Origin of the sequence: Pseudomonas sp. NIBRBAC000502773, from assembly GCF_006517195.1 — a bacterium.
Classification (GTDB): Bacteria; Pseudomonadota; Gammaproteobacteria; order Pseudomonadales; family Pseudomonadaceae; genus Aquipseudomonas; species Aquipseudomonas marginalis.
Map to the genome: position 1 here is coordinate 119,212 of NZ_CP041189.1, position 22,165 is coordinate 141,376.

Genomic DNA, 22,165 nt, shown 5'->3' on the forward strand with positions numbered 1-22,165 from the left:
GCTTACGCTCCGACCGACTGGGTGAAACTCGCATTGGTGAAGTAGTCGTCAAGGCCGCTGAGGCGAAAGGCTTCGCTCACCGTCGAACTGGGGTTGCTCAGCAACAACTGGGTGCCTTCCTTGAGAGACTCGCGCTTGATGAGGATCAACAACTGCAAACCGGCACTGTCGAGTTCATCGACACTGGACAGGTCCAACTCCACTTCATGGGCCAGGGGAAACAACGACAACAGCACGTCCTTTTGCTCGGCAGCCGTGTAGATCGTCAGGGGGCCTTCCATGACCTGGATTCGACGTAGCATCGGAACGGCGCTTTTCATGTAAACCTCCTGGCCAGCGGTCGCTGGTCATCGCTATGGCAGGATCAACTTGGAGACGGCGGTCAGCATTTGCGCAGGCTGAAAGGGCTTGACCATCCAGGCCTTGGCGCCGGAGGCCTGGCCTTGCTGCTTCATCGCATCGCTGGCTTCGGTGGTCAGCATGATGACCGGCGTGAACTTGTAGGCCGGCAACAGCTTGGCCGCCTTGACGAAACTGAGGCCGTCCATGTTGGGCATGTTCACGTCGCTGACAATCAGGTGGATTTTGCGGCCGTCCAGTTTGCTCAGGGCGTCCTTGCCATCACAGCCTTCGATCACGTCGTAACCGGCGCCTTTGAGGGTGATGCTCACCACCTGACGGATGGAGGCCGAGTCGTCGACGATCAGAATGGTCTTGCTCATCGGAAAAACTCCTCTAGAAAAACGTGATTTCGTTGGCAGCGGCCTGGGCAGGCGCTTTACCGCCATGAATGGCGTGCTGCTCCGGCATGGTGTAGGCCGTTGACAGCTCCTGCAGCCAACGGTCACTGCTCATCGGCGCCAGGGACTGTCCGCTGAGGCTCGACTCATGACGTTCGTCCAACTGCTGCTGCAACTTGTCCAGGTCGCGGGTAATCAAGGCCAGCATCTGGCTGACGCGGTCCTGGAACTGCAGGGCAACCAGCACCTGGGCAATCTCGTCGGCGACGTTGGCGCTCTGCTGCTGCAGGTCATGGCTGTTGCGCACAATGGTCTGGGCGGTTGCGCGAAAATGTTCGATAACCTCCGACACCACGCGCTCCGAATCGGCGAGGGTCAGGGTGTCTTGTTCGGCGTGGTGGCGGGACATCTGCACCGTACGGGCGATGGCGGCGTTGACGGTGATCACGGTTTCGCTGATCTTGCGCCCGGTCTCGCCGGACATGCTCGACAACTTGCGCACTTCATCGGCGACCACCGCAAACCCTCGCCCCGCCTCCCCGGCTCGCGCAGCCTCGATAGCCGCGTTGAGGGCAAGCAAGTTGGTTTGACTGGCGATGTCGCCGACGAACTTGGCCATCTGCTGAAGCTGCTCGGTGAAGCCCGAGAGCTGCATGACTTCCTTGAGCTCATTCTCCTTGTTGGTGAGCGCGGCGCGCAGGGCCACGACGATGGAATTGAGGTCACGCTGGCCGACCTCCAGCAAGTCGACCAATTGTTGCGAAGCGTCCTGGCCGCCATTGCTGGAGACGCTGTGGCTGATGTTGGATGACAGCGTGCCAAAACGCTCGCTGAGGCTGAGAATCGAGGTCTCACTGATCGAACGCGCCGCTTCTATCTGCCGCGACCAGATCGGCAGCACGCTGACGCACACCTGCGCCAGGCCGTTATCGACGGCCAGCGTCGGAGCAATGGATGCCGGTTGATCGAGCTGCTGTTGCAGGCCACGCCACTGCGCCTGGCACCTGCCGTTTGCCCACAGGCCCATGCCGATACACAACGTAAACAACGCGCCACCAGCGGCCAGCGACCCCATGCTGAAGCGCTCGCTCCAGGCAATCGCAAGCCCGCCCAGCAGACCCGCGAACGCAACCGGAAACAGGGTCAAAGCAGCGGAAGGGGTGGTGTCGGTGCGCTCACGGTCTGTCTCCCTGTCAAGGCCTGTCGTCACGGCCTGACCGGCCATTCGACTGCTGAAAGAGATACTGGCCCGATAATGGCACCGCCACCATCGGAGCATCCCTATTCTGGGGTAGGGATACTGGAAAACCGCCTAGGAAAATCCCTACCCACTTAGGCTTGTCACGAAATGCCCAGGGTCATGGCGAAACGCACAATGTCGGCGGTGGAGGAGAACCCCATCTTTTCCATGAGCCGGGTCTTATGGGTACTGACCGTCTTGTTACTGATGACCAACTGCTCGGCGATCTGGTTGACGCTCATGCCGTGCGCCAACAAGCGCAGTATCTGGAACTCGCGATCGGACAAACTCTCGACAAAGGTCTGCTGCTTCAAGCCACTGCTTTGCAGCGCGATCTGTTCCGCCAGCCCGGGGTCGAGGTAGCGTTGGCCACTGACCACTCGACGCATCGCGACCAACAGGGTTTCGGGATCGCGATCCTTGGTCAGGTAGCCGAGTGCACCGGCGCGTAATGCCCGTTGCGCGATATGGATTTCGTTATGCATGCTCAACACCAGAATCGGCAGTTTCGGGTATTGGGTATGCAGGCGCGCAATCAAAATCTCGCCGCTGATACCCGGCATATTCATGTCGAGCAGCAGCAGGTCGATCTCGACCTGGCGCAACAGTTCGATCAGTTGCGTGCCACTCTCGGCTTCGGCCACCACCTGCACGTCGGCGACCAGCGAGAACAGTTGCTTGAGCCCTTCGCGCATGATGGTGTGGTCATCGGCGATCAGCATGCGAATCATCAATACCTATCCTTGTGCATCGGAATGAACGCCTGGACCGTAGTGCCCTGTCCAGGGTGACTGAAAATGATCACTTTGCCGCCCAGCATCAGGCCGCGCTCACGCATACCGGCCAAGCCCAGGGTCTGGCGACCCGCGGCATCCGGGTCAAAGCCCTTGCCGTTGTCCTGGACCTCGAGCACCCAGTGCGTCTCCTGCGGGCTCAGGGTGACGCTGACCTGCGTCGCTTCGGCATAACGCGCGATATTGGTCAGCGATTCCTGCACAATGCGAAACGCCGCGGTCACGTGGGTATCCGGAAGGGTCAGGGCAATCAGCGGCAGGTTCAACGCACAGGGAACCTGGGTCAGGGTGACGAATTCGGCTGTCAGCCATTCAAGACCGGACACCAGCCCCAGGTTCAACGCGGAGGGGCGCAGGCTCGTGGACACATTGCGCACCACCTGAATGGTCTTGTCGGTCAGCGCCATCAAGCGCTCGACCTGAGGGGTGAGCTCAGGCGTATCGGTGCCGAACTGAAACCTCAGCAACGAGATGCCCATGCGCAGCGCCGTCAGGTGCTGGCCCAGTTCGTCATGGATCTCCCGGGCAATCAGTTTGCGTTCCTCTTCCCGCGCCGTTTCCCGGCGGGTCGACAGGTCGCGCAATTGCGCGTTGGAATTGGCCAGGCGCCGCTCCGCCGCGCGCAGCTTGGAAATATCGCGCCCGACGGCCAGTACGCTGACGACGCGCTGGCCGTCGACCTCGGGAACAAAGTGGATCAACACCACCTTGGGCGCGGTTTTCAAACCCGACAATAAGAACTCCTGTTCCGTGGCTTTGTTCTGGCGAATCACCTGGGCCACCAATTCCCGAAAAAGCTGGGACTGGGCGTTCAGCGGCACCACTTCATCCATGGGCATGCCCATCAGTTCCGGCCAGGCCCCGCCCACCCATTTTCGCAACTGCGCATTGACGTAGAGCACCTCCCCGAGAACACTCAAGCGCGCGACGGCGTCCGGGCTGTTTTCCACTAGGGCGTTGATGTCGTGCTGGCGTTCCAGTTCTTTCTGCCGGGCCCGGGTCAAATGGGTCACATCACGACCGATCACCAACACCCGCGGGCCCACGCTGCCCGAGTCGGCGACCGGCACCAGGGTAAAGTGCAGGTTGCGCACTTCGTTGCGCAGCACCATGCTCTCCTCAGACTCCACCACCCGCTCGGCGGCCCTGCATTGGTCATGAAGGGCCTGGATTTTTTCCGCGTTGAGCCGGCCAAAGATCGACGCCAGCGCCTCGCCAATAACCTCGCCATGGGGTTTCCCAAGCACCTGCAACAGGGCCGGATTGACCTCGACACAGCGCAGATCACCCCATGGCGCAGCCTCCAGCAGGCACAACATGTCCAAGGTATGGTCGAAAATATCCCGGTAGCGGCGCTCGCGCTCCCTGAGCAAGGATTCGGAGCGCCAGCGTTCAATGGCAATCGCGGCAATGTGGCAGGTCTGGCGCACGCGCTGCAGGTCGCTCTCATCCAGCGCAGAACCGGGCGAGCGCGACAACGCGAAAGCCCCAAGGGTCTGCCCCTGATTGTCGAGGATGGGCTCGTACCAGCAGGCGGAAGAAGGCTTGAATACCGACGAATCGAGGCTTTGCGGTTCAGCAAGCACTACGCCACAGGAACAGTGAGGCAAGGCCAGTTGAAGATAACTCACCAGCAACCCCAGGGTTTCGTCCAGAGGGGCGCCCGTGGCCATTGTTTCGAAGATGCGCAGACGTGCGTCTTCAAGCACTTGCTGTTTGCGCAACTCAGTGATGTCGTGGGCCAGTGCCAGCACGCCTGCCACCTCACCGGATGGGCTGCGTTCAGCCATCAGGCTGACGACACAACTCACCGCTTCACCACCGGTGCCGGCCGGCCAACTGTTGAGGAATTGAGCGGTCTCGCCTGTGGATGCCACATGACGCAGATGATCGAGGTAATCGCCGGGCTGCTCCCTGGGGCTGGCGCCTATGGCCTCGTCATAAGACATACCGGTCAAGAGCAGGAACGTCGGGTTGACGTACGTACGCAACAGGTTGCGATCGTAGCGAACAATGATGTTGGGTGAATTCTCCGCCAGGGTGAGGAATTTCAGCTCGCTGCCCAGCAAGGTTTCGCGAAGCTGCCAGTTCTCGGTGATGTCTTCCAGTTGGGAGACAAAACAGATCGGCTGCCCCTGGTCGTCCCGCACCAACCCCACGGTCAGGCGCACCCAGACAACCTGGCCGTCGTGGTGGATGTAGCGTTTATGCAAGGTGGCGCCCTGCCGTGCACCGCCCTTCAATTCTTCTATCAGCTGCTTGCCCACTTCGCGGTCTTCGGGGTGGGTCAAGGCCATGAATGTGGTGCTTTGCAGCTGTGCCTCGCTGTAGCCAAGCAACCTGCAAATGACGCTGTTGGCCCTCAGCCAACGACCGTCCAGTGACACGAGGGCCAAGCCAGTGCCGGAGGAATCGAAAATGGCTTCAAGGGGGATCTCGGAGATGCGCTCGCTGTGGGAATGCGCGATTGGGGGCTCAGGAAGGGGAATGATTTCAACGATAAAATAGTCGTCGCGCCACGGTGTCATCGACAGGTTCAACCGGCCGGACTGCCTCGCGGTCGCCTCGAAACACACACGGGATTGCCCATCGGCCTTTTCCAGCGCCGCATAAAAAAGCTGGCTGTCCTGGGGGCGCAGCAAGGAGAGAAACTCGGTGTTTGCCTCGGGAGGGATGCCGTTCTGACACTGCAACGTTGAAAACCCAGGGTTGCCCAACACGACCCGTGCAGATCGATCCAGGACCACAACCGCGCCCGACAGGCAATCCAGCACGCCTTCAAGGGTTTGCAGCACATCCTTGTCTGCCATTACCGCTCCTGCATGCGTTCACGCTTACGATGAAAAACCCAGCGTAAATACTTCATCAGTTCGTGCTGGCTCGCCCCATAAAAGCCTGAAACCCGTCAATTGAATGTATGCCCAACGGGTGCATGCAAAAAACAATACCCTATGGATAGCGTTGCCCGGCACTTGATGGAGACTATCGTAGTCTCATTTACGGCCGGCGCCAGCCAGACTAAAGATTTACGTTCAGCCGCAGGGAATCCTCACGCCGGCCTCCGGCATGCCACCCCACGTCGATGTTTTGGATGTCGAACACTCAACCCACGCCAACGCCCTACACATAATAAAAATAGATGATCTTATAAATTTACAAGATAACAATATCTAATAATTAGCTTATTCCAAAAAAGACTTTCCCCACGGTTTTTTATAGGGATATCTTCATTCCACACACCGACCCCATGCCTGGCGGAGGACGTACCCCCGATCACCAGGAGCCTTCAGCAGGCTTACATGGACCCTTTCCGACATGCCAGACATCGCCGCCCCCCTACCCCGCAGAAGATTCCACCTGTCACTGCTGACCAGTTCCCTGCTGCTGGCCGGCGCGCCCTCCTTCGCCGAAGCCGCCGCCGACGAGGCCAAGCTCGATACGGTGACCGTGATCTCCACCGGTTTGCGTGGCCAGCAACGCACCGTGGCCGACAGCCCGGCGCCGATTGACGTGATCAACAGCGAACAGCTGCTCAAGACCGGGCGCGCCGAGTTGTCCGAGGCGATTGCCAAGCTGCTGCCGTCGTTCAACTTCGGCACCAATATCGCCGGCTACAACTCGGTGACGCGTCCGCTGAGCAACCGCAGCCTCGGCCCGGCCTATACCCTGGTGCTGGTCAACGGCAAACGCAGGCACAACGGTGCCACCGGCCAGCGCGGGTCGATCGACAACAGTGGCGCCAATGCGGTGGACATCGACCTGATCCCGGTCAGTTCGGTGGACCATATCGAGGTCCTTAAAGACAGCGCGGCGGCTCAGTATGGTTCGGATGCCGTGGCCGGGGTGATCAATATCATCCTCAAGGCCGGCAACAGCGGCGGGCACCTGGAAACCAGTTACGGCCAGTTGTTTTCCGGCCAGGGGGAAACGATCAAGGTGGCCGGCGACCAGGGTTTCAAGCTGGGCGACGGCGGCTTTTTCCACCTCTCCGCCGACGCCCGCAAACGCGGCGAGGCCTCTTGGAACGACAAGGCCGACAGCAGCGTGCGCGCCTTCAACGATCCGGCCAGGGAAGCGGCCTGGGACCGGGTGGCAATCAAGAACGGCGACCCGGACCTGAAAGCCTTCAACCTCGCCTACAACGCCGAACTGCCCCTGGAAGACCTGACGCTCTACTCGTTCTCCACCTACGGCGAGCGCGATGCCGAGGCCGCCAACTACTTCCGCCTGCCGACCGGCCGGGCCGCCGTGCCCGAGGTGTTCCCCGACGGCTACTACCCGCTGAACAACATCAAGGACCGCGACTACCAACTGCTGTTCGGCGGCAAGGGCCAGGCGGCCGAGTGGAACTGGGACCTGAGCACCACCTACGGACGCAACAACGTCCACCATTCCAGCGACCTGAATATCAACCCGTCCCTGGGCACCGCGTCGCCGACCAGGTTCGACAACCTGGCGACCTTTCGCTTCGAGCAGTGGGTGAACAACCTGGACGTCACCCGCCGCTACGACAGCCTGTTCAACCTGACCTCGCCGGTGCAGGTGTCGGCCGGCCTGGAGCATCGCTGGGAACATTTCAGCACCTTCGCCGGTGACCCCGAAGCCTATATCACCGGCACCTACCCGGCGGCATCGGGCGCACAGGCGGCGGTGACGATTCGCCCGGAGGATGAAGTCAGCCTGATCCGCAACAACTACGCCGGCTACCTGGACCTGGGCTTCGACCTGACCGAGCGCTGGTTCCTCGACGTCGCCGGGCGGATCGAACATTACGACGATGATTCAGGCAACACCTTCGGCCTCAAAGTGAATTCGCGCTACGAACTGACCGACAGTGTGGCCGTGCGCGGCACCGTCGGCACCGGCTTCCGCGCGCCATCCCTGACCCAGATCGGCTACACCGTGGCCGACAACCGGGTGGCTACCGATGTGAACGGCAACGTGGTGCCCGCCGTGACCCGCCTGACCCCGTCGGGCAGCAACCTGGCCAAGGCCTTGGGTGGCGATGACCTCAAGCCGGAAAAGTCACGCAACCTCGGGCTGGGCTTGACCTGGCAGCCGGCACCGCGCACCAGCATCACCGCCGACGCTTACCTGATCGACATCGACGACCGTATCGCCCTGACCAGCAATATCTACGACCAGGGCAACGGCGTGATCAACGGCATCCTCAGCGCCCAAGGCGTGCCCTCGGGGACCTGGGTCAACTACTACACCAACGCCTTCGATACCCGCACCCGTGGCCTGGACGTGGTCGCCGACCACACCACGCCGCTGGAGGCCTGGGGCGATGTGCGCTGGAGCCTGGGCTTCAACTGGAACAAGACCACTATCGAAGGCACCCGGGACACCCCGAGTGCGCTGGCCAACTCCGGCGTCACCCTGGTGGGCCGCGACCGCGAAGGCGATCTCACCCAAGCCTCGCCCAAGACCAAATGGATCCTGGGCGCCAACTGGAAAGTCGAGGACCTCGCAGTGAACCTGCAAACCAGCCGCTACGGCGCGGTCAAGACCCTGGCGGTAAACCCATCCGGCGACCGCAGCTTCGGTGCGAAATGGATCACCGACCTGGACGTCAGCTACACCTTCGTCGACCAGATCACCGTCAGCATCGGCGGCACCAACATCTTCGACGTGCGCCCCGACCGGCACGCCGTCTACAGCAACCTGGGCCTGGCGCCCTACGGTAACCCGCCGTTCTACCCCGGCGGCGGCTACTGGTACACCAAGCTGGCCTACGACTTCTAAGCCAATCGCCATACGAGGGCATCCCATTGAACACCTCCAACTTGATGAGCCGTCTATTGGCCCCTTGCGCCCTGGCATTGAGCCTGGCCGCTTGCTCGCCTGCGGGCACTGACAGCCAGGCCGGCAAGACCTTGAACATCGCCTTCTTCGGCGACAACACCACCCTGGTCAGCGTCGACCCGTTCCAGGTCTATTGGCTCGAACACCGGGTGCTGCTGCGCAATATCGCCGAATCCCTCACCGACCAGGATCCGCAGACCGGCAGGATCATTCCCTGGCTGGCGAAAAGCTGGGAAGTCAGCGACGACGCGTTGACCTACACCTTCCACCTGCGCGACAACGTCACCTTCAGCAACGGCGAACGCTTCGATGCCAAGGCCGTGAAAACCGCCTTTGACAGCAACAAGGCGCTGGCGACCGAGCTGCCGGCCACCTTCGGCGCGACGTACCTGGCGGGCTTTGATCGCGCCGAAGTAGTCGACGACTTCACCGTCAAGCTGGTGCTCGCCAAGCCCAATGCGGGCTTCCTGCAGGCGACCTCCACCACCAACCTGGCGATCCTCGCGCCGGCCTCCTACGCACTGAGCGTCAAGGAGCGTTCGCTCGGCAAGATCATCGGTACCGGCCCGTTCGTACTGGCCAGCTATACCCCAGAAGTCGGCGCGCACCTGACCAAGCGCAAGGGTTACGCCTGGGCGTCGGCGAATATGAAAAACCAGGGCGAAGCGCACCTGGAGGCGGTGGACGTCACCTACATCCCCGAGGAAAGCGTGCGTAACGGCCTATTCCTGCAAGGCAAGGCCGACATCCTGTGGCCCCGCAACCCGTTCTCGGAAGTCGACCTGAAACTGTTCCAATCCAAGGGCGCCACCATCCAGAGCCGCTCGCTGCCGGGGCCGGCGCTGAACCTGTACCCCAACACCCGCGGCGAGCGGGCACTGGCCGACAAGCAAGTACGGCTGGCGGTGCAAAAGGCCATTGACCGCAAGAGCTACGCCAGCACCGTGTACAACGCCGAATTCCCGGTGGTGGACGGTATCTACGACGTCACCACGCCCTACTTCAAAAGCCAGGGCGCCAAGCTGGCCTACGACCCCGCGGGTGCCGAGCGCCTGTTGGACCAGGCCGGCTGGGCCAAGGGCACCGATGGCTACCGGCACAAAGACGGCAAGCGCCTGAGCCTGAGCTACAACATCACCCCGGCGGAGACTGCCGGGGACGTGCTGCTCCAGGACCAACTGCGCAAGGTCGGTATCGAGGTCAAGCTCAACGTGGTCACTCGCGCCGAATGGGTCGCCAACAACTCGGCCGGTAACTATGACCTGACCAGCACCTACATGACCCGCGCCGATCCGATCATCCTGCAGACCATCCTCGACCCTCGCACCGCCAACAGCTCGACCCTGGCCACCAACCTCTACGCAGCGCCGACCCTGGAAAAAGCCAAGGGCCTGTTCGATGCCGGCATCACCGCCACCCAAAGCGCTCAAAGGGCGACAGCCTACGGCGACCTGCAGGACCTGCTGATCGACGAAGGCTCGGCGTTCCCGGTGTACGAGCGCGTGTGGCAGGCCGCGACGTCGCCCAAGGTGAAAAACTTCCGCTGGACCGCCGAAGGCTTCGCCCTGCTGGGCGATATCGAGGTCGGCACGCCATGAGCCGCTACCTGATCGGCCGGGTCGGCCAGGCGCTGCTGGTGCTATGGGGGGCCTATAGCATCACCTACTTCATCCTCTATCTGCTGCCGGGCGATACCTTGTCGATCATGCTCAGCGCGTCCGGCATGGAAGCCGACGCCCTGTCGGTGGAAGACCTGGCCAAGGCGCGCGTCTACTACGGCTTGGACAAAGGCCTGTTCGAGCAATATATCGACCTGCTGCTGGGGCATTGCACGGGGACTTCGGGCAGTCGCTGTCACTCAATCGCCCGGTGGCCGAGTTACTCGCCGAACGCCTGCCCCAGACGCTGTCCCTGGCCGGCCTGGCGATTGTGCTGTCGCTGCTCGGTGGTATCGGCCTGGCTTACCTCACCGCGTACATCCGCTGGCAACCGTTGAAAAAAGCCCTGGCGCGCTTGCCGTCCCTGGGATTTTCGGTGCCGGTGTTCTGGATGGGCCTGCTGCTGATCCAGGTGTTTGCATTTGGCCTGGGCTGGTTTCCCGCCACCGGCAGCAAGGGCTTCGAAAGTCTGGTGCTGCCGGCAGTCACCTTGGCGATTCCGAGCGCCGCGGTGTACGCCCAGGTGCTGCAACGCAGCTTCCAGGGCGTGTGGAAAGAGGCCTATATCGTCACCGCCTACGCCAAGGGCTTGAGCCGCGGCCAGGTGCAGGCCCGTCATGGGTTCAGGAACGCCGCGCTGCCGATCCTCACCCTGATCGGCCTGCAGGTGGGTAACACCGTGTCCGGCGCGGTGCTGGTGGAAACCATCTTCGCTCGCTCCGGTATCGGCCGCCTGGCCCAGGAAGCGGTGCTGCGCCAGGACATTCCGGTGGTGCTGGCCATCGTCGCGGTGTCGGCGGCGGCATTTGTCCTGGTGAACCTGCTGGTGGACCTGCTTTACCCCTGGCTCGACCCGCGCATCTCCCACACGCCCAAGGTGTCCTAGACCATGACGACGCTTACCCGGAAACTGATCCGCAGCGAAACACTCTGGCGCCGCCGCAGCCCCTGGCAACGCGCGACGGCGACACTCCTGCCATTGCTGCGCCGGCCAGGGTTCAGCCTGGCGGTGCTGGTGGTGCTGTTCTCCCTGGTCGCCGCCGTGACGCCGCAGTTGCTGAGCAGCTTCGACCCTTACGCCACCGCGCCCGCCGCCAAACTCAGCGCCCCCAACCTGACCCACTGGTTCGGCACCGATGAGCTGGGCCGCGACCTGTTTACCCGCGTGGTCTACGGCGCCAGCCTGTCAGTGCTGGCCGCCTCCCTGGCCGTCGGCATCGCACTGGTGGGCGGGCTGGGGCTGGGCGTTTTGTCCGGGTTTGCCGGTAGCCGTATCGATGCGCTGATCATGCGCTTTGTCGATGTGCTGCTCGCCCTGCCCGGCCTGCTGCTGGCCCTGGCGATTGTTACGGCCATCGGCTTCGGTACGGTGCCGGTGGCGATTGCCGTGGGCATCGGCATCATTCCGGGTTTTGCCCGCACCACCCGCGCCGAAGTGCTACGGGTGAAAACCCTGCCCTATGTCGAAGCCGCACGCCTGGGCGGTGCCAGCTGGGGCCGTACGTTGTTGCGGCACATCCTGCCCAACGCCTGGGGCCCGGTGGCAGTGTTGGCCACCCTGGACTTCGGCGCGGCGATCCTTGCCACCGCCGGCCTGAGTTTTCTCGGTTTCGGCGCAGCACCACCGGCGGCGGAATGGGGCACATTGATTGCCAACGGCCGACACTTCCTGATCACCGCGCCGTGGGTCTCGTTATTGCCGGGCCTGTTCCTGGTCGCCGTCGTGTTCAGCCTTAACCATATTGCCCGCACGTTCGAGGAGATCCAGCGATGAGCGCCCTGCCCCCATTAGTCGATGTTCGCCACCTCAGTGTCAGCTATGGACACGGCCATACGGCGGTCAATCGCCTGTCACTGACCCTCGCCCAAGGCGAGACGCTGGCGATTGTCGGTGAATCCGGCTCCGGCAAGACAACCCTGGCCAACGCCATTCTCGGCCTGCTGCCCGTTCACGCGCAGATCAGCGCCGGCGAGCTGTGGGTCGACGGCACCGACCTGACCCACGCCAGCGAACGCCAGAAACGCACCTTGCGTGGCCGCACCATCGGCCTGGTGCCCCAAGACCCGATGGTCAGCCTCAACCCCACATTGCGCATCGGCCAGCAAATCGCCGAGGCGCTGATACTCGCCAAGGGCAAACGCTACCCGGCTGTCGACGCCGACATTGTCGAGCTGCTGCAACAGGTGGGCATCGACAACCCGGTATTGCGCGCGCGCCAGTACCCCCATGAACTCTCCGGCGGCATGCGCCAGCGCGTGCTGATCGCCATCGCCCTGGCCGGCAACCCACGCCTGATCATCGCCGACGAACCCACCAGCGCCCTCGACGTGACCGTGCAGCGCAAGATCCTCGACCACTTGCAGCGCCTGGTCAGTGAACGCGGCATTTCCCTGCTGATCATCACCCATGACCTGGGCGTGGCGCTCGACCGTGCCGACCGCATCCTGGTGATGCAACAGGGTGAAGTGGTAGAGCAAGGTCCGCCACGGCAGATCCTCGCGCACCCCAGCCACGACTACACGCGCGCGCTGATCGCCGCCGCACCCGCCTTCGCCAGGCGGCGTGAACCGTTGCTCAACCTCGACCTGGGACGTGAGCCGATCCTGAGCCTGCACAATGTCGGCAAGACGTTTGCCCTGCCCAAGGTCAAGGGCGAGGCATCGACCTTCGTGGCCCTGGAGGACCTGAGCCTGGAGGTGTATCCCGGCCAGACCCTGGCCATCGTCGGCGAGTCCGGCTCGGGCAAGAGCACCGCGCTGCGCATCGCCCTGGGCCTGGAGAAGCCGACCCAGGGCCGGGTGCGGTTCGAGCAGCAAGACGTCACCGACCTGAGCTGGCGCGACTTCCGCCCGTTGCGCCAACGCCTGCAACTGGTGCAACAAAACCCCTTTGCGGCGCTGGACCCGCGCTTCACCGTGTTCGACAGCATCGTGGAGCCGCTGGTGTCGTTTGGCTTGCTCAAGGGTGCCGCCCTGGAACAGGCGGCGCGGGCGTTGATCAGCCGCGTGCACCTGCCGGTGAGCTTTCTCGATCGTCTATCCCGTGAACTGTCCGGCGGCCAGTGCCAACGGGTCGCCATCGCCAGGGCTCTGGCGTTGAAACCCGACCTGCTGTTGCTGGATGAACCGGTCAGCGCCCTCGACGTGTCGGTGCAGGCGCGCATCCTTGACCTGCTGGAAGAGCTGCAACGGGAAATGGGCATCGCCTATGTGCTGGTGTCCCACGACTTGTCAGTGGTGGCCAACTTCGCCCATGAGGTGCTGGTGCTGCGCAATGGCCGCGTGGTTGAACAGGGCTCGGTGGAACGCATCTTCAACCAGCCGGCCAGCGACTACACCCGTGAACTGATTGCGGCCATCCCTGGCCGTCACGTCACGGCAAGCGCCGCCTGAGCCTGATTGCGTCCCGCAGCCCCAGGAAGGAAGCAATCGATAACACTCTTGTGTGGAATCAAACGTCACCACTGCTCACTCAGGCTACGAGCCCGGTCGATCGAACCAGAACCGGGCGCCCATGTTTGAGTAAGGCAGGGAGATAAACCTTAATGACCCTATCAGCAACCGGTGCACGCCAGGATATCGAAACCCGACTGCCGCTTCCTCTGGGGGGCGCCACGCTTCTCCCATCAGACGAAGACAGAGCTGCGACACCCACGCCTGACGAAGCCGCTGACGAAACACCCGCAGCCAAGGGCGACAAGGACCTTGCGCTGGCTTTCGCCAAGGCCCTGCATGACATTGCGAAGACCGGGCCTTCATTTGACGGCACGGATCGGCTCGACGACATCCCGCCTGAATCGACCTTCGGACAGTGGTGGACACACCTGCACAAGCTGCTTAAAAATCCACAGTTCGTGGATTGGGCACGACACAAAAATATCGATCTGTCCAAGCCTCTGTCGCTCAGTTCCTTCGGCCACCTCACCGCAACGGTCAGTGGTCGACGCCAAACCTTGAGGGCTGCGGACAAGGACCCGTCATGGGAGATGGTCGTTGCGCCATTGCTGCGTGCGACAGGCATCGTGGCGGCGGGTAAGAACCCCGTGGAAGTCACGCCGGGCAGCCCCTCATCCGCGCCTTTTGAAGTCGTGGCGAATTTTTATGGCGAAGACGGAAATACAAGCGCCGCGCGAGCCGATGAGTTGCAGCGGACCCAGGCTTTCAGAAAAAACGCTGCCAACGTTCCAGAAAGTGAAGTTGCGACAGCCGTCATTCTGGACGAACTCAGCAACGAAAAAACCGCCTTGGGAGATCTTCAGGATATCAACGAATTGTCAGGGAAGCTGACGCAACTGTTGCGTAGCGGATCTCGTCAAATCGAAGCCGCGTTGAAGAGCACGACCATGACTGTGGATCCAGACTCGTCATACGGCCAACTGAGCGAGTTGGGTCACACGGCATCGCCTACACTCGAGCAGTTTATTCTGGCCAATAACTGGATCTTGCCGAAGACAGCCGAAGAACTCGAAAACCTTAGAAATGTCATCAACAGCCTCCCGCTGCCTGCGTCTACGCTTGGCAATCTGGGTGGCGCCCTGTCCTGGCCAGTGCCGCTGGAGCAATACGAGCAAAAATCGGTTTACAGTCACTTCGGCTACAGCCTGAAGCTGCCAGGCCTGATCAACGATGGGACATCACGGCCGGACCCAAAGGGGGCGTTGGGTTACCTGGTAAAAAATATGCAATTTTCGGCCAGCGAATTGCGCGACCCTCTTAAGGTCATCGAGAAAATAGTCAATACGCCCAAGGCCCAGGAACTCGAATCGGCCTTGCAAGAAAAGATGGGCGAGCAATGGCAAACCAGTTCGCCCCATGATTGGGTCTTGACCGCCATCGCGACAACCCTGGACCAGGAGAGCATGTTTCGTCCGCAACTCAATCATGTGGCGGGATATAACCTGGCAGACGATCGTTTCAATGGAAAACCGCTTGAAACGATCAAACAGGGACTCGTCGACCACCTTATAAAGCTCAAGCGGGTATCGGCAGAAATGGCCCCAGTTGCCGCGCACCTGCTGCTGGCACGTGCAGCGCCGGAACTGCTGGTAAAAGACATTCCCAATAAGGTGACTTATGGGTCGGCCGCATGGGTGGCATTGAAGGCGGCGGTAGCGCGCATCGAAGCATACAGCCCGGGCGTCACGGCGCAGATGACCTTTGCTCAGGTGTCTGCACAGGATGCCAAGGACCCGATTTCCTCTTCGGGCCAGGCGATTCAGAATTCGACATCGCGCTTGGCGTTGATCGAGTGGGGGAAATTGCACGGTACGCTCGTGCCCCGAGAAAACGACGACTATTCACAAGCGGAAATTGACCAGACCCAAAAAGCGTTTCAGGACAAAACAAAGGCGTTGCAAACCGCCCTCGAACACCTTGCCGCCAAGGTGCCGACCCAGCGAGATGTTGCATTGGAGGAACTCAAGAAAAAGTTCGGCGCCGAACGCCCTTACAACCTTCCTTGCTTCAGGGATAACAGCCCGATAGGACGTGGCAACGGAAATCTTTCCAGTTCGACGCAACCGAAATTCTCGCTCTTCGATTTTTACCTTTCCAACCCTGAGTTAAATGGATTCTCCAATTGGGTATCCGATGACCCCCGATTCCCCACCTCCATGATCGCTCAACTGTCAAGCCTGCCCGATCCTAAGGCCAAGCAGGAACAAGCGTTTAACACCTACAAAAAGCAGTTCACTGATGCACATGCCACTGTTGTAAAGAACCAGATTGCCAGCCTTCCCTCGGAGGACCGGAAAAACCTCGAGTTCGGAAAAATACGCGTCTTTGTTGAGGGCGAAGTCAGGAAGTCGGAGAGTTCCTATCCTGGCGGGACAATAAAAAATCAAGATCGCGTCCCAAGGCAGACAAAGGACAAGCGCGCACTTATTTTCCAGACCGAACGTGACGGCAATAAGGAGTTTTATGAAATATCCTCGCAGAAGGGGCAAATAACCAAGCGCGAAGACCTGAAAAAGAAGTTCAAGGAAGGCCTGCAAGGCGAGTGGCGCAAAATCCCCAGTCAAGTTGGTGAGGCCTGGAAAAACACAGCAATTTATGAAAAAACGCCTTCACGGGAGCAGGCCGCCAAACAAGCAGCCAGTCTGTTGCCTGTCACCACGCCGGACTCGTTCACCAGCGCACGTAGTAACTATATCGGCGATCTGGTTGCCATCCATTGCCAACCTGCATCCGACTTCAATGAATTGTTTGAATTGACCAAGGCAATCACTACATTCGATGAAGAGAAAGCCAAGGAAGCTGTTATTTCCAATATCATCCTGGGCCTGATACCGGGCGTGTCCTCGGTCAGGCACATTATCAACGGCGACCTGCTGGCCGCACTTGGCGACCTGGTTGCTGACGGTGTCACTTACCTGACAGGTGCAGCCTTCTCCAAAGGCGCAGGGGCGGCCCGCGCGGCCGGGCGGGCCAGGGCAACAGGCGCGGCGAGCCGGGCGTTTGGCCGTGGTGTGCTGCGCAAAGCGCCGGGCGTGCCTGCCAGTCATGGGCCCGCTGCGGCGGGCGCAAAATTTTCAAACGTCCGACAGTTGCAACAAAGTGGAATGAACAATGCGCAGTTCAGGGAGTTCGTCAAAAGAGCGGATATCGCTGAGGGCAGTTATCAAGTGGGCGCGAGCAGTGAACGGATCAAAGCGACCGCCATACTTGATGAAAAAACAGGCGATTGGTTTCATTATGATGCAGCCAAAGACCGCGCTTACGGTCAAAAGATTAATAACTTTTCAGTACAAGCACCCAGTCCGGTTTCAACCAACTCTTCCGCACCTTCGTCGCCGCCAAATAGGATTGATCAAAGCCTTGGGGCTGACAACCGTCTTAAGGTGAACCCCATGAAAGACCTTAGAATGATCGCCAACGAAATACACACTTATGTTGATGAGTACAAAAAACTTGACCGCCTTAATATCGTTGCCCATGGACGCCCTCGTGGTTTCGTTGACAAAGTATTAGCGCGCGGCACCGAAGTCATTATTGACAATAAGCTTTACTCTGCCAAAGAACTAATTTCTTTATTACAGGCCAAGGGTGTGAATCCGTCTAACTACAACAACATCAGACTATTGATTTGCTACTCCGGCGAGGGCGGAAGTAGTTCCTTTGGCAGACTGCTCCAGCAAGAAATCCGGCGACCGGTCAAGGCTTTTGAGGGTGAAGTGACTATGGAGTACGGATCTACCGCTATGACCAAAAAGAGAAACGCGGTAATGCAGACGGCACGAGAGGTGTATCCTAATGCCAGTACTGCACTCATCGAGGAAACAGCAGAAAAGCTATTGCAAAATCAATTTATCGGCAAGATAACACCACAAATCAAAAGAAATCACGGTAAAACCATGAGCATTAACATAGCTGCACTAGGACAGCCAGCCCATTACGCCAATAGAGTTATTATTTATAAGCCGGTGCATTTCCACTGAAGTCATTAGCTCCCTCAGCCGAACAATCACGCGCCATAATGCCCTTCTCCTGTGCATACGCAGCCGACTTGGCTTCGATCAACGGACGCAAGGTGGCGCGGTCGGCCTGCAGCCAGTCGGTCACCAGCACCCACTTTTGCCCATCCCATTGCTGCACTCGGGCGGAACCGCCACCTTCGTGGTCGGCGCAGGACAGCTTCAACGGTGCCAGCAGACCTTCGAACCCCATGGCCTTGAGGCGCGCGGCGTCGATGTCCAGGTGCTCGAACGCCCAGCGGGTTTCCTCGCCGTTCAGCGCGCGGTTGCCGAATTGGGCCTGGCCGGTGCGCAGCGCTTCGACGGCGATCGCGGCGTTGATCAGGCCGATGTTGTAGTAGACCTTGCCGAAATAGCTGGGGTCCTTGAGGTTGCTCTTGCCGGGATCGAGGATGAACTGCCTGAGCTTTTTATGGATCTCGAAGCTGTCGCCACCGGGGAACGGCGCCAGCGCCTGGTAGCCTTTGGCGGCGGTGCCGGCGGGGATTACGTCGGCTTCGGAGCCGGCCCACACATCACCGATCAGACGGTCCACGGGGATGCCAAAGCGCACGGCAGTCTTGATGCCGACGGGGGTGGACACGCCCCAGGTGCGCAGGAACACCCAGTCCGGGTTGATCTGCCGCACCTGGCGCCACTGGGTCGACTGCTCGTTGCCGGGGTCGGCCACGGGGATCTGGATGTTCTCGAACCCGTACTTTTGCGCCAGCAACTGCATGGCCGCCTGGGTTTCGCGGCCGTAGGCGGAGTCATGGTAGACGGTGACGATCTTCTTGCCCTTGAGCTTGTCCAGGCCGCCTTCACGCTGGGCGATGTAGTTGATGCCCACCGACGCCTGGCCGTAGTAGTTGAGCAACAGCGGGAACGCGTAGGGGAACACGCGGCCATCGGTGGATTCGGTACGCCCGCCGGCGCCGTCGATCAACGGGATGTGGTCAATGGCGGCACGGTCCATCAGCGCATAGGAGGCCGGGGTGCTGTGGGTGAAGAAGAACCCGGTGGGTGCGCCGTCCAGGCCGGCTTTGTAGCGCTCATAGCATTCGATGATGCGGTCGGTCTTCCACTCGGTCTCGCATTCCTGCCAGACCAGCTTGACGCCGTTCACGCCGCCTTCGACCTCGTTGATGTAGCGGAAGTAATCAATCTCCCCCGCCCACCACGGAATGCCGCTGGACGCATAGGCGCCGACCCGGTAGGTGGCCAGCGGGATGAACTGTTGATCATTGGCGGCCTGGGCAACCGGCCCGCCCAAGGCGCCGAGTGCCAGCAGGCTGGCGATGACTGTGCGTTGCAAGACGTTGTGCATGGGTGTGGTTTCTTATGAAAGGTGAGGTTTCCCTCCCGTTGTCGGGTCAGCGCCAATCGGGTCACAACACAATTCATGCCAAGCCTGGAAACCCTCACATTCGAGGGTTGGCGCTGTACCGGCCACCCTTCACGACCAGGAGAATCGAACACTTTATTGAACCGCTGTTGCGCTACCAACACCGCGCTCGGTCGTCAGCGTCGACCTGCAACTGAAAAACCTCACCAACCGCTACTACGAGTACGCCTGGTATGGCCCGGACGGCGCCAAAGCGTTGCTGCACTCACCGGGTGACGGGTACACCGAGCCTGGGCGAGGTGCCGAGTGGTGAGGGTGGTTGCTTCCGTGGCGGCCTTCGGGCCGACCATGCGCTGGAGTTGGAATGAGCACATATCCGTTGCTGCGGTAACGACCACCTATGGTTCCGCTCTTACAGCGGGTCACTTTGGAAAAGCCCCAAAGTCCATGTAGATACCTATGGCCATCGGGGGGGGACAAGCGCCCTCCCACATTTAGGTCGCGGGCCATCAGTTAGAGAGGCGCCGGATCCCGAGCCGTCACAAACAATCTCCCCGCCCCAATAAAAAAATGCCCACCCCCGGCAAGGGATGGGCATTTTCCCTCCAACCATTACTGCTTGGCGTGCTTGGCCTGGACTTCAGGCATCGCCGAAGAATGATGGTTAAGAATTTTCCACTGGCCACCCACCTGCTCATAGACGAAGGTGTAGCGCGCCTGCACCTGACGCACCTTGCCATCCGACTCGGTCAGGGTGAAGGTGTAGACGCCACTGTCCATGGCCACGTTGCTGCCCAGCTGGCGGATCTCGCGGTAGTTGATCTGGCCCACCGGCTTGAGCGCCAGGAAGTGGTCGAAGTAGTCGGTGATCTGCTCCGGCGTCGTGCGCACCTGGTTGGACACGGTCGGCTGCAACACAGCGCCCGGCGCGTAGAGGTCGACCACGGATTTCACGTTGCCGGTCTGCAGGGCGCTGTTCCAGCGGTCGAATAAACCGGCAATCTCGCGGTCTTTGACATTGGCCGGCGCCTGGGCGACTTCACGGTAGACATACGGGGCCGTCTCGGCGGCATGAACAAACGATACGCTCAGGGCAAACATCAGGGCGATCGGGGCAATCTTGAATTTCATGGCGATACTCCAGTGGTCGTCGTTGCGGCCACTTTGCCAAGCTGCCCGCCGGCCGCCATCGGCCAACCGGAGGTATTTACCTATGCCATTTGGCAGATAGCGCCCAAGGTGTCCGCCCCTGTTTAATAGCTACCCTCGCGCCCGCAGCAAAAAATGGAGCATCACCCATGCATGACACGCCCCATGATCCCGGCAGCGCCCTGGCCATGCGCGCGCACTTTCGCCAATCGCAAAGTCGTACGGCGCGCCTGCGCCTGTTGGTGGATACCGGCCAGGAGTTGCGCCAACTGGCCCCCGACGCCATGCGCGAACGCGTGCTCGCGCGGGCCTGTGCGTTTCTGGCCATGGACCACGGGCTGCTGCAGGAGTGGGACGCCGAGGGCATCGCCTATACCAGCGCCCGCCATGGCAACCCGTCGCGCTTGGGCAGCCTGGCCGCCCTCGCCGACCGCAGCCTGCGCACAGCGTGTTGGCAGGAGCGGCCATCCGAGGACGTGCCCAGCGTCTTGCAAGTGCCGTTGCGCGCCGGTGACGGCGATGCCTTTGGTGTACTGGTGCTGGGCAATAGCGTCAGCCTGCGGGCGCCGGAGCACGAAGACAGCGAATCCCTGCAACTGCTCGCCACGCTGCTGGCCGCCCACCTGGAAAACGACCGGCTGCTGAGCACCCTCAAGCTGCGCGACAAAACCCTGTCCGACCTGGTCAACCGCTTGCTCCGCGCCCAGGAAGACGAACGCAAGCGCGTCGCCTACGACCTCCACGATGGCCTGGCGCAAACCCTGGCGGGCCTGCACCAGCGGCTGCAAGGCTTTGCCGGGCGCTGTCCGCCGCTGCCAGAGGCATTGGCCGCCGACCTGGAGGCGATTCTTACCCTGGCCCAACACTCGGTTGGCGAGGGCCGGCAACTGATTGCGGGCCTGCGTCCCACGGTGCTGGATGATTTCGGCTTGTTCAAAGCCCTCGATAAGGAGGCCGACCGCCTGCGTGACGCCGGCATCAACGTGGTGTGGCAGGCGCACTGTGAGGCGCGCTTACCCAGCCAGGTGGAAATCGCCTTGTTCCGGATCGGCCAGGAAGCCATCAACAATGTGCTCAAGCATGCGCGCGCAAGCCAGGTGCAACTGGCCCTGGCGCTGCACGACGACGAGGCGTCCCTGCGGCTGGACGACAATGGCCGAGGCTTCAAGGCAGAGCCATCAGCGGATGACGCCCAGCATCTGGGCCTCGCCACCATGCAGGAGCGCGCCAGCCTGCTGGGCGGCAGCTTCACCTGCGTCAGCTCCGTCGACGGCGGTACCCGGCTGCACGCGCGCATGCCTGCGCACTTGATTGGAGTCCCGCAATGACCCACGTCCTGCGCCTGGTGCTGGCGGACGACCATGAAGTCACGCGCACCGGTTTCGTCTCCCTGCTGGCCGGCCATCCGCAGTTCGAGGTGGTCGGCCAGGCCAGCGATGGCCTGCAAGCGGTGGAGCTGTGTGAGCAACTGCTGCCGGACATTGTCATCCTCGACATTCGCATGCCCGGGCTCAATGGCTTGGGCGCCGCACGCTTGCTGCAACAACGCCTGCCGGCGGTGAAGGTGGTGATGTTCACCATGGACGACAGCCCCGAGTACCTGGAGGCGGCCATGAATGCCGGTGCGGTGGGCTACTTGCTCAAAGACGCCAGCCGCGCCGAGGTGATCCAGGCGCTGCAACACGTGGCCGCCGGTGGCGAGGCGCTCAACACGGCGGTCAGCGCCCGGCTGTTGCGGCGCATGACCGAACGCCAGGCCAGCGGTGCCGCCCCCGGCGAACCGCTCACCCCACGGGAACGCCAGGTCCTCGGCTTGGTCGCCAACGGCATGAGCAACCGCGCCATCGGCGAACACCTGGGCATTACCACCGGCACGGCCAAGGCCCATGTCGAGCGGGTGATCGGCAAGCTCGGCGCGGCTGACCGTACCCAGGCCGCCGTGCGGGGCATCGCCTTGGGCCTGGTGACACCCACATGAGG

At 61.3% G+C, this 22,165-nt stretch carries 14 protein-coding genes and 1 pseudogene; 8 read left to right on the plus strand and 7 right to left on the minus strand.

Annotation, left to right across the window (positions count from 1 at the left end):
* Positions 1–2 precede the first annotated feature (2 nt).
* From NIBR502773_RS00480 to NIBR502773_RS00500, 5 genes are all read right to left on the minus strand, one after another.
* Positions 3–320 (minus strand): lipid asymmetry maintenance protein MlaB, encoded by a 318-nt coding sequence (locus NIBR502773_RS00480; RefSeq protein WP_027605686.1) that lies wholly within the window; start codon positions 318–320, stop codon positions 3–5.
* A 33-nt stretch (positions 321–353) separates the two neighbouring features.
* The gene (locus tag NIBR502773_RS00485; RefSeq protein WP_027605685.1) at positions 354–722 is read right to left on the minus strand and encodes a response regulator; all 369 of its coding nucleotides are present in this window, start codon (positions 720–722) and stop codon (positions 354–356) included.
* 13 nt (positions 723–735) lie between these two features.
* Positions 736–2,019 (minus strand): methyl-accepting chemotaxis protein, encoded by a 1,284-nt coding sequence (locus NIBR502773_RS31125; RefSeq protein ID WP_373682374.1) that lies wholly within the window; start codon positions 2,017–2,019, stop codon positions 736–738.
* Between the two features lie 62 nt (positions 2,020–2,081).
* Positions 2,082–2,711: a response regulator transcription factor gene (locus NIBR502773_RS00495; protein WP_065927714.1), complete on the minus strand. Its 630-nt coding sequence runs from the start codon at positions 2,709–2,711 to the stop codon at positions 2,082–2,084.
* Positions 2,711–5,584 carry a PAS domain S-box protein gene (locus NIBR502773_RS00500; protein ID WP_141155049.1) on the minus strand — a complete coding sequence of 958 codons (2,874 nt, stop codon included), beginning with the start codon at positions 5,582–5,584 and terminating at the stop codon, positions 2,711–2,713. The genes NIBR502773_RS00495 and NIBR502773_RS00500 overlap by 1 nt, the downstream gene beginning before the upstream one ends.
* A gap of 505 nt (positions 5,585–6,089) precedes the next feature.
* On the opposite strand from NIBR502773_RS00500, the gene NIBR502773_RS00505 reads away from it, so the two are divergent.
* From NIBR502773_RS00505 to NIBR502773_RS00530, 6 genes and pseudogenes are all read left to right on the plus strand, one after another.
* Positions 6,090–8,522: a TonB-dependent siderophore receptor gene (locus NIBR502773_RS00505; protein ID WP_141155050.1), complete on the plus strand. Its 2,433-nt coding sequence runs from the start codon at positions 6,090–6,092 to the stop codon at positions 8,520–8,522.
* A gap of 44 nt (positions 8,523–8,566) precedes the next feature.
* The gene (locus tag NIBR502773_RS00510; protein WP_043293540.1) at positions 8,567–10,180 is read left to right on the plus strand and encodes an ABC transporter substrate-binding protein; all 1,614 of its coding nucleotides are present in this window, start codon (positions 8,567–8,569) and stop codon (positions 10,178–10,180) included.
* Positions 10,177–11,126: pseudogene (locus NIBR502773_RS00515) on the plus strand (ABC transporter permease). The gene NIBR502773_RS00510 and the pseudogene NIBR502773_RS00515 overlap by 4 nt, the downstream one beginning before the upstream one ends.
* Positions 11,127–11,129: 3 nt before the next feature.
* Entirely contained in the window at positions 11,130–12,014 is an 885-nt protein-coding gene (locus NIBR502773_RS00520; protein ID WP_141155051.1) for an ABC transporter permease, read from the plus strand.
* The gene (locus tag NIBR502773_RS00525; RefSeq protein WP_141155052.1) at positions 12,011–13,633 is read left to right on the plus strand and encodes an ABC transporter ATP-binding protein; all 1,623 of its coding nucleotides are present in this window, start codon (positions 12,011–12,013) and stop codon (positions 13,631–13,633) included. The genes NIBR502773_RS00520 and NIBR502773_RS00525 overlap by 4 nt, the downstream gene beginning before the upstream one ends.
* Before the next feature lie 152 nt (positions 13,634–13,785).
* A complete protein-coding gene (locus NIBR502773_RS00530; protein ID WP_141155053.1) occupies positions 13,786–17,676 on the plus strand; it encodes a hypothetical protein in 3,891 nt (1,296 codons plus the stop codon).
* On the opposite strand, the gene NIBR502773_RS00535 is transcribed toward NIBR502773_RS00530, so the two are convergent.
* Together NIBR502773_RS00535 and NIBR502773_RS00540 are read right to left on the minus strand one after the other, a co-directional pair.
* On the minus strand, positions 17,648–19,018 hold the full coding sequence (locus tag NIBR502773_RS00535; protein WP_141155054.1) for an ABC transporter substrate-binding protein: 1,371 nt from the start codon (positions 19,016–19,018) through the stop codon (positions 17,648–17,650). The two genes, NIBR502773_RS00530 and NIBR502773_RS00535, sit on opposite strands and share 29 nt — an antisense overlap.
* Before the next feature lie 630 nt (positions 19,019–19,648).
* A complete protein-coding gene (locus NIBR502773_RS00540; protein ID WP_141155055.1) occupies positions 19,649–20,167 on the minus strand; it encodes an SgcJ/EcaC family oxidoreductase in 519 nt (172 codons plus the stop codon).
* Positions 20,168–20,334: 167 nt separating this feature from the next.
* On the opposite strand from NIBR502773_RS00540, the gene NIBR502773_RS00545 reads away from it, so the two are divergent.
* Both NIBR502773_RS00545 and NIBR502773_RS00550 read left to right on the plus strand, forming a co-directional pair.
* Positions 20,335–21,513 carry a sensor histidine kinase gene (locus tag NIBR502773_RS00545; RefSeq protein ID WP_141155056.1) on the plus strand — a complete coding sequence of 393 codons (1,179 nt, stop codon included), beginning with the start codon at positions 20,335–20,337 and terminating at the stop codon, positions 21,511–21,513.
* On the plus strand, positions 21,510–22,163 hold the full coding sequence (locus NIBR502773_RS00550; protein WP_027605673.1) for a response regulator transcription factor: 654 nt from the start codon (positions 21,510–21,512) through the stop codon (positions 22,161–22,163). The genes NIBR502773_RS00545 and NIBR502773_RS00550 overlap by 4 nt, the downstream gene beginning before the upstream one ends.
* Positions 22,164–22,165 lie beyond the last annotated feature (2 nt).

Coding starts and splice junctions, on each gene's coding strand:
- NIBR502773_RS00525 (WP_141155052.1), top strand. CDS start 12,011: ATGAGCGCCCTGCCCCCATTAGTCGATGTTCGCCACCTCAGTGTCAGC.
- NIBR502773_RS00500 (WP_141155049.1), bottom strand. CDS start 5,584: ATGGCAGACAAGGATGTGCTGCAAACCCTTGAAGGCGTGCTGGATTGC.
- NIBR502773_RS00550 (WP_027605673.1), top strand. CDS start 21,510: ATGACCCACGTCCTGCGCCTGGTGCTGGCGGACGACCATGAAGTCACG.
- NIBR502773_RS00520 (WP_141155051.1), top strand. CDS start 11,130: ATGACGACGCTTACCCGGAAACTGATCCGCAGCGAAACACTCTGGCGC.
- NIBR502773_RS00485 (WP_027605685.1), bottom strand. CDS start 722: ATGAGCAAGACCATTCTGATCGTCGACGACTCGGCCTCCATCCGTCAG.
- NIBR502773_RS00480 (WP_027605686.1), bottom strand. CDS start 320: ATGAAAAGCGCCGTTCCGATGCTACGTCGAATCCAGGTCATGGAAGGC.
- NIBR502773_RS00540 (WP_141155055.1), bottom strand. CDS start 20,167: ATGAAATTCAAGATTGCCCCGATCGCCCTGATGTTTGCCCTGAGCGTA.
- NIBR502773_RS00495 (WP_065927714.1), bottom strand. CDS start 2,711: ATGATTCGCATGCTGATCGCCGATGACCACACCATCATGCGCGAAGGG.
- NIBR502773_RS00545 (WP_141155056.1), top strand. CDS start 20,335: ATGCATGACACGCCCCATGATCCCGGCAGCGCCCTGGCCATGCGCGCG.
- NIBR502773_RS00530 (WP_141155053.1), top strand. CDS start 13,786: ATGACCCTATCAGCAACCGGTGCACGCCAGGATATCGAAACCCGACTG.
- NIBR502773_RS00505 (WP_141155050.1), top strand. CDS start 6,090: ATGCCAGACATCGCCGCCCCCCTACCCCGCAGAAGATTCCACCTGTCA.
- NIBR502773_RS31125 (WP_373682374.1), bottom strand. CDS start 2,019: ATGCTCCGATGGTGGCGGTGCCATTATCGGGCCAGTATCTCTTTCAGC.
- NIBR502773_RS00510 (WP_043293540.1), top strand. CDS start 8,567: ATGAGCCGTCTATTGGCCCCTTGCGCCCTGGCATTGAGCCTGGCCGCT.
- NIBR502773_RS00535 (WP_141155054.1), bottom strand. CDS start 19,018: ATGCACAACGTCTTGCAACGCACAGTCATCGCCAGCCTGCTGGCACTC.